The organism is Sphingobacterium sp. DR205, assembly GCF_011064245.1.
Classification (GTDB): Bacteria; Bacteroidota; Bacteroidia; order Sphingobacteriales; family Sphingobacteriaceae; genus Sphingobacterium; species Sphingobacterium athyrii.
Genome location: NZ_CP049333.1, coordinates 855,204 through 868,732, shown reverse-complemented (window position 1 = coordinate 868,732; position 13,529 = coordinate 855,204). Strand labels below are relative to the sequence as shown.

The window sequence follows — 13,529 nt, the reverse complement described above, 5'->3', positions numbered from 1 at the left end:
CCTTCAGTTCGTTTAATTGGTATATTTTTTTTGGTTTTCATAAAAATAGAATTTTTTTTTATGTCTTCAAATGTATATACATAATAAAAATTCGATTTAGCATATCTATTTTTTTACTTATCTTGTTATCAAAAAAGACAACAACCTGTATGATACCACAACTCAGAAGAATCGCCCTCTTATCTTTACTAATTCTCAGCGCATCAATAAGACTTCTTGCTCAAGAGGACCGAAAGGCAGACTGGTTTAAAGATGCCCGTTTTGGCATGTTTATTCACTGGGGGCTATACAGCGCTGCGGAAGGAATATGGAAAGGTGAACCCCTCCGTTATATGAACAACTATGCGGAATGGCTACGCTACCGCAACCGGGTATCAAAGGAAGAATATGGAAACTTGGCCAAACGCTTTGACTGGAGCAAAATAGATCCTGAACAATGGGTGCTCCTCGCTAAAGAGGCCGGAATGAAATACATCATCATCACCACCAAACATCATGATGGTGTAGCACTTTGGGATACCAAAGTAGGCACTTACAGTTTACCTAAACTCAGCGGTGCTAACCGCGATGTGATTAAAGAAATCGCAGCAGCATGTAAAAAACATGGGATGAAGCTCGGCTTCTACTACTCACATTGGATCGATTGGGAACATCCTTATGGCTGGAACCATCAACAGGAACTCTCCGGGCATGTTACGGATCCACAGTACAACCAATACTGGCAAGAAAAAGTAATCCCCCAGCTCCGTGAACTCATGAGTAACTACGGCGATATTTCATTAATCTGGTTTGATATGTGGATCCCCTATCAAAAATCCATCATTAAAAAAGAACAACTGCTCCAAGTAGTCAGGCTGATCCGTGAACTACAGCCAAATTGCTTGATCAACTCACGTCTCGGCCTTCCTACAGATGCCGAAAATGTAGATTTCGAAACTTTGGGTGACAACCAGTTCGGGAGCAACTTTATTGCACATCCTTGGGAAACACCCGGTACCATCGCCCACTCCTGGGGTTATAATGGTCAGGAAAATGAATGGAAATCAACCAGCCAGATTTTTCAGTCACTGATCTCAAACGTCAGTCTCAACGGCGGGTTTACCCTGAATATTGGCCCTCGCGCCGACGGAACTGTTCCTTATGAAAGCGTAAGCCGTCTACATGATGTAGGCTCCTGGTTAAATACCTATGGCCAAGGGATCTATGGCAGCACTGGTCTTTCTTTAAAAAACAACCATTTTGACTGGGGTTACTTGACCACCAAAACCGAACAGCATAAAACCGTTGTCTATGCGCATGTATTTAACTGGCCGCTGGATCATAAGCTACGCATTACAGGAATTCAATCCAAACCATCCAATGTATCGCTAATGAAAGGTAATACTTCAACACCTTTAAATTATGATCAGAGCCTGAGTCTAATCCATGTTGACCTACCGGCGGACCAACCGGATCATTATGTTTCAGAGGTAAAACTGACCTTTGACGGACCTTTAGAACTGGACAAAAATACAGTCCCTGAATCCACCTTCGGCGGCTTTTCATTAAAATCAACCAATAGCCTGAACAATGACCTAAAAATCGTGCGCTATAACGGTAAAAATCCAACCTATGCCATACTCACAGGAAACACAAAGATCGACTGGGAAGTAACTATCCCCGAAGCAGGGAGCTATACAATCGACTTTTCCGCCCACAATCCGAACAAAGAGCCTATTCCGTTCGAAATTAACGTTGCCAGTCAACAACTAAAAGGAAGTTTTGGGCCGAACAAAAAAATGGTTGTCGAGCCAAATGAAAATAACTACACCGAGGAATTCGTGGAAAAACGCATCGGGACGTTCAAATTTGATAAACCGGGAAAATATATTTTGACCTACAAATCCCAACAGCAGCTCCCGCTCTGGTTTAACTGGTTGTGGCTGGAAAAAATAAAAAATTAAATTCCTTCGCAGAAAACGATGTTAAAAAATCAGCAAAAACCTTTGGGAAATAGCCAAAGGTTTTTGTTATATTAACGTAACTATATGCATAATGCCTTTTTGTATATAAGTTGCCTACTTTAATATTTTTTTATTATTTCACAGCAAATGTTACCAATTTTGTAAATAAAGAACAGATAAATCTCCTATCTTTATACATGAGTAAAATGATCCTAAATATTGTTGGTTAATGCATCTGGAACAGAACTCTTTATCTACACCTTCCGCTCAAACACAACGTTCGGGATTGGAGGGATTGATTACAACTTTGGAAGACGGCACCATTCTACATCTCAATGAACGCGCATGTGAGCTTTTAGCGTTAGACAATATTGAAGCGAAAGGCAAGAAATTACATCAGTTGACTACATTCTATTCATCTGAGGATGCATCGCCTCTTACAGCAGAACAGACTCCCTTTCAAATCGCGCTTAAAAACAATCCTTACGACAAAGAAATAATCTTAGGAATCGCAACAGGGGGTACGTTTAAATGGTTTGTTTTCCATATCAGCCGGTTCTCCGAAGAAAGTAAGTCCGGCCTTCTGGTATCTTTCATCGATATTTCAAAAGTTATCAATCAGAACCATGCCCTGAAAGATAAACAACAGCAGTTGCAACTGCTGGTTGCCTCCCTCAACGATCTTGTCTTTGAAGTAACCGATACCGGAGTGTTTAAAAACTATTGGACCAATGACCCCGGTTTACTATTCTACCCACCGGAGGAATTTTTAAACAAAAGCCTGACCGAACTTTTCCCGGCAGATCTGGCTATACCAACGATTCAACTGATCCAGAAGTCTCTACAGTTAAACAGGGAATTTAAAATGGAGTTTCAGTCTCCTTCCGAACAGCATAAAGACAAATGGTATAGTCTACAGATCAAACCTATTCATCGATCACAAAACCGGATCGCATTGGTTGTCTCCGATATTACAAAGCAGATTGAATCAACCGAAAAAATCCGATTTAACGAACATAAATTCAATCAGGCCTTCCATTTCTCTGGTTTAGGTATTGCTTTGACAAATCTAGATGGTTATTGTATTGAATCCAACCATACATTAACCAAGATCCTGGGGTACACACAGGAAGAGTTGTCGACAATGAAATTCTCACACAACGCCCATCCAGATGACGTCGAACGTGACATCGGGCTCAGGAGACAACTTATTCGTGGTGAAATTGAAACGTTTACCATACAAAAACGTTACCGACACAAACTCGGCCATTATGTGTGGTGTTCAGTGACAATTGCAGCAGTCTTTGACAATGCCAATGCCCCCCTATTTTTGATCGTTCAGGTTCAGGATATTTCTGAATCAAAGAAAAATATCGAAATATTAAAGCGGCAAAAAATAGAATCTGATCTGGTTAAAATGGACCTCGAAACCAAAGTCAGACAACTGGAAGAATTTACGAATATCCTTGCACATAACTTAAAAGGGCCGTTGAGTAATATGCCGATGCTCATCGATGAGCTTAAAGTCTCAACAGATGAAAAGGTAAAGGCTGATTTTCTGGACCTTTTGAAGATCAGCACGGAGCAACTTACCGAAACGTTACACGACTTGGGTGAGATACTCGAATTGAGGTCGAATAAATCGCTCGTATTTGAAGACTGTGATTTTCTCCAAGTATTCTATAAGGTAAAACAGCAGTATATTGGAGAAATACAGCAAAAGAATGCTGTAATTTCTGTCGAATTCAATGTGACCAATATCCACTATCCAAAAATTTATCTGGAAAGTATCCTTGGCAATCTCATCAGCAACTCACTTCGGTTTACAGCGAGCGATAAAGCGCCATGTATTGAAATCAGGACTTCCCTAGAGAAAAATGGAACATTATTGACCGTCAAGGATAATGGATTAGGTATCAATCTACCTAAATATAAATCTCAGCTCTTCATGTTTAAAAAGATTTTCCATCGCGGGTTTGAGAGCAAAGGCATTGGTTTATTTCTTACCCGGTATCAGGTAGAATCATTGGGCGGTAAAATAGATGTCCAAAGTAAACCGAACGAAGGAAGTATCTTTTCCGTCAAATTTTTAGAAAGAAAATAATGAATCAGGAAAACAATAGAAAAATCATCCTCATAGACGACAATGCGATCTTACGCACTATTTTTGGCTACATGCTACAGGGATTTTCGGATTATCCAATTGAATTTTACCCTTTCAAAAATGCATTGGACGCACTGGATTTTATGGAATCGAATGACATCAGTGCATCATCCAGACCAGCCGTACTGTTTGTTGATATCAGCATGCCCTTTATGACAGGCTGGGAACTGATGGACGTTTTAGAGGATAAAACCGATTTTATCAATCAGACCAAGATCTTTATCATAAGCTCTTCCACCAGCCAGAGCGACCAGGAACAATTGGCAAATTATCCTTTTATAAGTGGTTTTATTTTGAAACCTTTTGGCAAAGAATTATTATATGAAATTCTGAGAGCGCCCCATTAAAGATGATCGCTTCATCTCCAGAATGTTGGATAAAAGCATTCAACAGAATGCTATACCTATCATTGATGAAACGGAATAGTGGGAAGACCGACAACAATTAGCCTGTTCTTTAGAGGCAAAAAAGGAAATAGACATCAGTTAAAATACGGATGTCTATTTCCTTTTTTTTGTCTGCATTGTTAGATTGCCTTACATTTCTCTGCAAGCCAGTTCTTTTCTTCACTCGAAAGATGTGTTGATAACTGATCAAATACCCATTGATTGTAATTATTCAGCCAAGAAAGATGCCTTTTTTCCAACAGGGATTTTTCAATCAAGTCTGTCGCAATATAACATATTGTCAATGTCTCAAAATCCAAGAAATCACCGAATTCCGACGAACCCGCTTTTCGAGTCAACACCAAATTCTCGATACGAATACCATGTTTGCCAACACGATATAGACCAGGTTCAATGGAGGTAATCATACCCGGTTCAACAGCAACATCTATTGCGGCAGCATTAAATGTCTGCGGCCCTTCATGCACGTTCAGGAAAAATCCAACACCATGCCCTGTGCCATGACCATAATTGCGCAAGGTCTCCCACAATGGGCGGCGGGTAATAGCATCGATTTGATATCCACGAGTGCCTGCAGGAAAAATTGCCTGCGACCCCTCTATCGTACCTTTCAGCACCAATGTATAATCTTCTTTTTCCTCCTGTGTAAGACCTCCCAGTGAAACAACCCGTGTAATATCTGTCGTTCCTGTTTTGTATTGACCGCCAGAGTCCACCAACAACAAGCCCTTTGGGCGTAATGTATAATTGGATTTCTCATTCGCTGAATAATGTGGCAATGCACCATGATCTAGATATCCTGCAATTGTGGTGAAAGAAACATCAACAAATCCGTCTTGGTCCTCACGGAATCCACGCAGCTTATCAGCGATCGACAACTCCGAAAGCTCTTCACTGCCGACATTTTCTTCCAACCATTTAAAAAACTTCGTAAGTGCAACGCCGTCTTTTACAAAAGTATGCCTGTTATTTTCAATTTCAACTTTATTCTTAATTGCTTTTAAGGTCGTAGAAGGATTTATTTTTTCTACGATTTTAATGCTATCAGGCACGCTGTCAAATACAGCAAAGCAAGTACGTTTCGGGTCAATTAAGATGGCCTTTGCCGATAATGTTTCAATCGTTTGATAGATGCTTTCGTATGCAGCTATTTCCACACCATAGCCTTTTAGTTCAGCAATTGTTTCGGTGCTCAACTTCGACGGCTCAATGTAGAGTGTTGCTGTATCCGCTGTAATCAATACGAACCCTAAAACAACAGGATTGCAGGGTACATCCTGGCCACGGATATTAAGTAACCAGGCGAGATCATCCAGAGAAGATATTAAATGTGCATCGGCACGATTTTTCTTTATTTCAGCCCGAACAGCTTCAATCTTCGCAACAGTAGATTGCCCTGTAGTACTTTCTGGCAACAGGTAAGCCTGCTCCCTTGGTAAGTCCGGTCTGCCCTCCCATAAATCAGATAACAAATCGATATGACCATCCACCTGAATATCCAGAGGCTCCAATGCATTTTTGACAGACTGAGCCACCAAAAGTGACGCCAGATTGCCATCAAAAGCAACTTTTGCTCCTGCATTCAATTTCTCTCCTAACCAATCCGCATATTCCGCCGCTGCCTGGACTTTCAGTTTAACTAATTCAAAACCTGTTCCTTCCAATTGCTCCACAGCCTGGACAAAATAACGGGAATCTGTCCAAAGGCCAGCAAAATCTTGCGTGATAGCCAAAGTGCCTGCAGACCCTGTAAAACCTGAGGCCCAGGCAATACATTTGTAACGTTCTGGTAAATATTCACTGATATGAGGATCTGATGACGGGATAATATATCCATCGATTCCTTGAATCTTCATAGCCTCACGAATAGCAGCTAATTTTTCGATATGCTTCATGTCGTCTATACAATTTTATGCAAGTTAGGATTTTTTAGGGTCGAATGCCTAACTTTAAGGCAAATAAAACAAACGGATTAAATGCGTATATACGCTAATTAAAATTATACATACATTGGACCAACGGTACAATATCAAAGAATCGTACAGTTCATGTTCAAAGAAATTACTTGTTGATGAAAAAAATCGCCATATATTCCATTACACTATCGACCTATGCATTTACCGCGGTGACAAGCTCCCTGTTTGCTCAGGATATCAGAACCAAGATCCAAGAAGCATTCAATCAATTTCAAAACCAAGAAAGCCTGAAGAACGCAATAAGTTCTTTGACAGTATTTGACGGAAAGACAGGTCAAACCATTTTTGCTGCCAACGAAAATATCGGGCTGGCTACAGCTTCAACGATGAAAGTCATTACAGCTGCTACAGCATTGGATTTTCTGGGCAAGAACTATCAGTTTAAAACGACCTTATATTATACAGGTTCAATCGATGAAAACGGGGTCCTCAATGGAAATATCATTGTTTCGGGCACCGGTGACCCTACACTGGGGAGCGACCGTTATCCGGAGACCAAAGCAGCTATTGTGCTAAACAAATGGATTACGGCCATTCAAAATGCTGGAATACGAAGTATCAATGGAGCTGTTATTGCCGACGACCGCTTATATAATGGCAATCAGCTACCGGGCGGATGGATATGGACGGATATGGGTAATTATTATGGCGCAGGCATTTCATCACTCAACTGGCATGAAAATGCTTTTGGAATTGATTTTAGTCCGGCGGCCAAAGTAGGTGCAAAAGCTGAAATCGTCAATTACACGGTTCAGGTTCCCTATCTGCAGATTATCAACGAAACCACAACAGGCAAAGCTGGAAGCGGTGACAATGTCTATGCCTATGCAGCCCCCTATTCCACCAAAATATTCGTTCGTGGCACCTATGGGCAGGATTTAAAGAAAACGATCGAACTCGCTTCCCCCGACCCTGCATATGATTTGGCTTTTCAACTGAATGAAGGACTCAACAAACAGGGCATTGTTGCTATCCAACCGCCTGCAACAGGTGTCAAAATGGATTCGATAGACCTTTCCCAAAAGCAACCATTGGATGTACACCTATCGCCTACCATGGACAAAATTGTCTATTGGTTTAATCAAAAAAGTATCAATCTCTATGGGGAAGCCTTACTAAAGGCTATCGCCTATACAACCGCTGGAAAAACGGGAACGGATGATGGTGCCAATTATATCCAGAAATACTGGAACGCGAAGTTAGGGATCAAACCGGGCGAGATCAATAGTGTGGACGGCTCAGGGCTTTCGCCACAGAATAGAGTTACGACCCTAGCCATGAACAAAATTATGCAGTATGCGCAAAAGCAAAACTGGTATCCCGTATTCTACGAAAGTTTGCCGACCTACAATGAGATGAAGATGAAAAGCGGAACAATTGCTGGTGCCTTAGGCTATACCGGCGTACACACCGCTAAAAATGGACAGTCTTTTACCTATACATTATTGGTCAATAATTATTCGGGATCAGGGGCAAATATGCGCAGGCAAATGTTTAAATTGCTGGACGTTTTGAAATAACATATTATTGTCTATTTATAATAAGATATTGGCAAATATTTCCAATTGTCAAAAAGAATGATAGATTTGTAGCCTTAAATTAATAAAATCGTAATGAGTAACACTAATCGTAAACAGGCAGCGTTAAATTACCACTCAATGGGTAGACCTGGAAAAATAGCTGTTGTTCCGACAAAACCAACAAATTCGCAAAGAGACTTATCGTTAGCATATTCTCCTGGCGTAGCGGAGCCATGTTTGGCTATTGCCGAGAATAAAGAAGATGCTTATAAATATACCGCAAAAGGGAACCTTGTTGCTGTTATCAGTAACGGTACAGCTGTATTGGGCCTAGGTGATATCGGCGCTCAAGCAGGTAAACCTGTCATGGAAGGAAAAGGTTTATTGTTCAAAATTTTTGCTGACATCGATGTATTTGACATCGAAGTGGACACCAAAAATGTTGACGAGTTCGTCAAAATCGTAAAAGCATTGGAACCAACTTTCGGAGGTATCAACCTGGAAGATATCAAGGCTCCTGAATGTTTTGAAATTGAGCGTCGCCTCAAAGAGGAAATGAATATCCCGGTCATGCATGATGATCAACATGGTACAGCAATCATTTCCGGTGCAGCACTGATCAATGCCTGTGAAATTATCGGAAAAGATATCTCCAAAGTAAAAATCGTCGTCAATGGTGCCGGTGCTGCTGCGATGTCCTGTACAGCAATGTATATTTCCGTAGGCGCAAGCAAAGAAAACATTGTGATGCTTGACAGTAAAGGTGTCATTCGTACGGATCGAGAAAATCTGGACAGCATGAAAGCACAATATGCTACGGATCGTGATATCCACACCCTAGCAGATGCTGTCAAAGACTCCGATGTGTTTATTGGTTTATCTGCAGCTGATGTCATGTCAGCAGAGATGTTGTTGACTATGGCTCCTAATCCGATTGTTTTGGCGATGGCCAATCCAAATCCAGAAATTGCCTACGATTTGGCAATGGCTACCCGTAATGATATTATCATGGGTACTGGGCGTTCGGATTATCCAAATCAGGTAAACAACGTATTGGGTTTCCCTTACATTTTCCGTGGTGCTTTGGATGTACGCGCAACAGCAATTAATGAGGAAATGAAAATTGCCGCTGTACGTGCTATTGCTGACCTGGCAAAACAACCCGTTCCTGAAGAAGTCAACCAAGCTTACAATACCAACAATTTAAAATTCTCTGAAGAATATATCATTCCTAAACCTACCGATCCACGTTTGATCACAGAGGTTTCTATGGCTGTGGCAAAAGCAGCAATCGAATCTGGTGTAGCGAAAACGGCAATTGAAGATTGGGATAAATACCGCGATGCATTGCGTAAACGTCTGGGTAAAGATGATGCGATCATGCGCAACCTAACGATGGCCGCTAAAAGAGACCCAAAACGTGTTGTCTTTGCCGAAGCAGATAATTACAAAACATTACGTGCCGCTCAAATCGTAAAAGAAGAAGGTATTGCGATCCCGATCCTATTAGGTAAGAAAGAGAAAATCCAACGTTTGATCCAAGAGTATGCTTTTGAATTGGATGGTGTAGAAATTATTGATCCAGTTGCTGAGGTTGACGGTGAATCAGAGCGTTCAAAAAAATTCATTGAGCACCTTTATACCAAAAGACAACGCAGAGGGATCTCCCGTTACGACGCGCGCAAACTGATGTTTGACCGCAACTACTTCGGTGCTTCTCTGGTTGAGTTTGGCGAGGCAGATACATTGATTTCTGGTATGACCAAAAATTATGCAAACACTATTCGTCCGGCATTGCATGTCATCGGTGCCAAACCGGGCAGCCGTGTAGCAGGTATGTATATGATGTTAACCAAAAAAGGGCCTATTTTCATGGGCGATACGACCGTGAATGAGGATCCTACTGCACAAGAGCTAGCTGATATCACCTTACTTTTGGACAAAGCGGTTAAACGCATGAATATCCAACCACGTATTGCTTTGTTGTCTTACTCCAATTTTGGCTCCAGTGAAGGAAAGACTCCTACCAAAGTGAGAGCAGCAGCACAGATCATTCATGAGCAGCACCCTGACATCATTGCTGATGGCGATCTACAAGCTAACTTCGCCTTAAATAGTGATATGTTGACTGACAATTTCCCATTTAGCTGTCTAAATGGACAATCAGCAAACACACTTGTGTTCCCGAACCTGGAATCAGGTAATATTGCCTATAAACTATTACAAGAAGTCGGTGAAGCGGAAGCTGTAGGTCCTATTCTTTTGGGGATGAACAAACCGATCCATGTACTCCAATTGGATAGCTCTGTACGTGAAATCGTCAACATGGTGACTATTGCTGTAGTTGATGTTCAAGCTCATCTTAAAAATTTATAGAATCGCTTAAAATCTTCCTATATTCGTAGTACTATGTACGAATATTTCAATGGAAAATTAGCATATAAAGCCCCCACTCATGTTGTTATCGACGTGAGTGGGATTGGCTATTATGTTCACATCTCTCTTTATACCTTTTCTCAAATCAAGGATCAGGAAAATTGTAAATTATTTATTTCACTACAAGTTCGGGAAGATTCCCATACACTGTATGGTTTTGCCACAGAAGGTGAAAAAAAACTGTTTGAGAATCTGATCTCCGTTTCAGGTATTGGTCCCAATACAGGCCGGATGATCTTATCGTCCAATACACCTGATGAAATACAATCCGCTATTGTCAATGGGCAGGTTGCTTTAATTCAGAAAATTAAAGGAATCGGTCCTAAAACAGCACAACGTCTAATCCTGGAACTTCAGGATAAATTGAAAAAACAGGGCGTGGAAACACTTTCAACTACGATTCCATCGCAGTCTGTACCTGATGAAGCTTTATCTGCTCTGGTCATGTTAGGCTTCAATAAAGCTGCTGCCGAAAAAGTATTGAATACGATTCTAAAAACAGAGGCGAACCTCTCTGTCGAGGATATGATCAAATTAGCGCTAAAGAGGCTTTAAAAAACGGCGGGCTCAATTCGCTTAACAAAAAGAGGCTTACAGGTTTGGCTCAAATAAAGTTTCATCTGCTGTACTCCAATTTCAGGATAACTAGGATGCATCTTTATAAATGCCATAGGATTTATAGGGACTTCACAGAAACCTTATACGGACCCCATTCGGACTTTATTCGGATCAAAGCGTATAAAGTCCGTTTTATATCCTTATCAGCCTCATAAAAAAAAATATCTTATACAAGTGCTAATCTGCATTTTGTTCAATCATTGAAACGAACCATTTGCCTTTTAATGAATTAGGCTGTCCGATACTGTAAACTCCGATAAAATTACGGATGAAATAAACTTTATTCGACAATAAATGCGCATCCAAATGTGATCAATCATCGGTGCCCTCAGCGGGAAACGCAAACGATTGTTTTAATTAAAAACACATTAAATCAAACCACTGCAAAATACAAAGAAGAGTATTTATCCTATTTCAACAGACTATTTGTTACATTAAGCTTTTGCTAAATCGTATTTATTCCTTTATTTTTAGGGCTTCTTATTTCAGTTATAATCGCACTCATGAAAAAACTATTTTCACTTGCGCTTGCTTTAAGTATAGGAGCAGCAGTATTTGCGCAGGAAAAAAAAGATGTCACATTGAATATTGTGCCTCTACCGCAACATGTCCAGATCAAAAATGGCTCATTCAAAATCAATGCAAATACAAAAATTGCTTTCGATAGTGAAGAGGACAAAAAAGTTGCCGCTTTATTCCAGGATTTTCTAAAAAGCAACTACAACCTCAATTTAACGCTGGCAAAGTCGGCAGGTAAAAACAGCATTTATTTCTCTTCTAAAAGTGCAAAATCAGGCAATACCGAAGCGTATGATCTTAACATTGCTTCTGACCAAATTACGGTCAGTGGAAAAGCAGCCGGCCTATTTTATGGTATGCAATCGTTGATTCAATTGCTACCTGTCGATAAAAAAGCAGGTATCGAAATTCCCCAGGCATCCATTCAGGATGAGCCTCGTTTTGCTTACCGTGGATTACATCTTGATGTTGGCCGTCACTTCTTCCCCGTAGAATTTGTCAAAAAGTACATTGATATTTTGGCATCCTACAAACTGAATACTTTTCATTGGCACTTGACAGATGATCAAGGCTGGCGCATTGAAATTAAATCCCACCCCAAACTGACACAGATCGGTGGCTATCGTAACCAGACTTTATTGGGCAACTATAAAACTGACGGTGACTACGACAATACCCCTTATGGTGGTTTCTATACCCAAGACCAGATTAAAGAGGTCGTCGCTTACGCAAAAGCGAAGTATGTCACTGTCATTCCTGAAATAGAGATGCCGGGCCACGCTTTGGCGGCACTTTCGGCTTACCCAGAGCTAGGTTGTGGTGATCAACCGGGGCCATACACAGCTGCCCAGACCTGGGGTGTATTTGATGATGTCTTTTGTGCTGGTAAAGAAGAGACATTCAAGCTATTGGAAGATGTTATCGACGAAGTCATTCCATTGTTCCCAAGCGAATACATTCACATCGGTGGTGATGAGTGTCCTAAGACCAAATGGAAGACTTGTCCACATTGTCAGAAAAGAATCAAGGATAATAACCTCAAAGATGAACATGAATTGCAGAGCTATTTTATTCAACGTATGGAAAAATACATTAATAGCAAAGGCAAACGTATCATTGGCTGGGATGAGATCTTAGAGGGTGGATTAGCACCAAATGCGACTGTTATGAGCTGGAGAGGAGACCAAGGAGCCATCGACGCGGCAAACCAAGGACATGACGTCATTATCACAGCCAACAGTTATGGACTTTACTTTGACCACAAACAAGGTGCTGATCAAAATAGAGAGCCATTGAGCATCGGTGGACTTTCGACATTGCATAAAGTATATGCTGCCGACCCTATGCCTACCAAAATTTCAGAAAACAACAAGAAACACGTTTTGGGTGTACAAGCAAATATCTGGACAGAATATATCGGCTCTTCCAACAAAGTAGAGTTCACCATCTTACCGCGTGTACTGGCTCTTTCGGAAATTGCCTGGACGCAACCGGAGAATAAAAACTGGAAGAATTTTTCCGAACAACGTGCGGCACGCCAATTGGCAAAACTCGATCAGACAAACACATTCTATCGTGTACCTGAGGTATATGGTATCACTGACACGACGATATACGCATCAGAATATACCATCCGGGATTTAAAGCCATCTGTCGAAGGTGCGAAAATCTTTTATACCCTGGACAATTATGATCCTTCAGAATTGGACCTTGAATATACTGGGCCGGTCAAAGTGACGGTTCCAAATAGTAAAGAACGTGTGTTCAAAGCCGTAGTTGTGACGCCTTCCGGAAAACGAAGCAATTACATTCGGGTAAACATTATCAATACAAAGAAATAATATCATTTCGCCCATGTGAAAGCGCTAATATTCTGTTAACTTTGAACAGAATATTAGCGCTTTTCTATTTAATGAGCGTATTCTACAAGAATATAAATACGAATT

The 13,529-nt window shown here is 40.9% G+C and carries 8 protein-coding genes; 7 read left to right on the top strand and 1 reads right to left on the bottom strand.

The annotated features are described in order from the left end of the window. The first annotated feature begins 149 nt into the window (after positions 1–149). The 3 genes from G6053_RS03675 to G6053_RS03665 all read left to right on the top strand — a co-directional run bounded on the left by G6053_RS03675 (position 150) and on the right by G6053_RS03665 (position 4,454). Positions 150–1,943 carry an alpha-L-fucosidase gene (locus G6053_RS03675; protein ID WP_165305577.1) on the top strand — a complete coding sequence of 598 codons (1,794 nt, stop codon included), beginning with the start codon at positions 150–152 and terminating at the stop codon, positions 1,941–1,943. Positions 1,944–2,172: 229 nt separating this feature from the next. Beyond that, positions 2,173–4,047 carry a PAS domain S-box protein gene (locus G6053_RS03670; RefSeq protein ID WP_165305576.1) on the top strand — a complete coding sequence of 625 codons (1,875 nt, stop codon included), beginning with the start codon at positions 2,173–2,175 and terminating at the stop codon, positions 4,045–4,047. Next, positions 4,047–4,454 (top strand): response regulator, encoded by a 408-nt coding sequence (locus tag G6053_RS03665; RefSeq protein ID WP_165305575.1) that lies wholly within the window; start codon positions 4,047–4,049, stop codon positions 4,452–4,454. Before G6053_RS03670 ends, G6053_RS03665 begins: the two co-directional genes overlap by 1 nt. 179 nt (positions 4,455–4,633) lie before the next feature. Here the strand turns inward: G6053_RS03665 and G6053_RS03660 are convergent, their stop codons facing one another. Then, positions 4,634–6,409: an aminopeptidase P family protein gene (locus G6053_RS03660; protein ID WP_165305574.1), complete on the bottom strand. Its 1,776-nt coding sequence runs from the start codon at positions 6,407–6,409 to the stop codon at positions 4,634–4,636. Between the two features lie 176 nt (positions 6,410–6,585). Between G6053_RS03660 and dacB the strand changes: the two genes are divergently transcribed. The 4 genes from dacB (at position 6,586) to G6053_RS03640 (ending at position 13,424) form a co-directional block, all read left to right on the top strand. Further along, positions 6,586–8,010 carry a D-alanyl-D-alanine carboxypeptidase/D-alanyl-D-alanine-endopeptidase gene (gene dacB / locus G6053_RS03655; protein WP_165305573.1) on the top strand — a complete coding sequence of 475 codons (1,425 nt, stop codon included), beginning with the start codon at positions 6,586–6,588 and terminating at the stop codon, positions 8,008–8,010. A gap of 93 nt (positions 8,011–8,103) precedes the next feature. Next, on the top strand, positions 8,104–10,386 hold the full coding sequence (locus tag G6053_RS03650; protein ID WP_165305572.1) for an NADP-dependent malic enzyme: 2,283 nt from the start codon (positions 8,104–8,106) through the stop codon (positions 10,384–10,386). A 33-nt stretch (positions 10,387–10,419) separates the two neighbouring features. Further along, complete coding sequence (gene ruvA / locus G6053_RS03645) at positions 10,420–11,001, top strand: Holliday junction branch migration protein RuvA (protein WP_165305571.1); 582 nt, start codon at positions 10,420–10,422, stop codon at positions 10,999–11,001. Positions 11,002–11,567: 566 nt separating this feature from the next. Beyond that, positions 11,568–13,424, top strand: a complete 1,857-nt coding sequence (locus tag G6053_RS03640) for a family 20 glycosylhydrolase (RefSeq protein ID WP_165305570.1) — start codon at positions 11,568–11,570, stop codon at positions 13,422–13,424. The last annotated feature ends 105 nt before the right edge of the window (positions 13,425–13,529 follow it).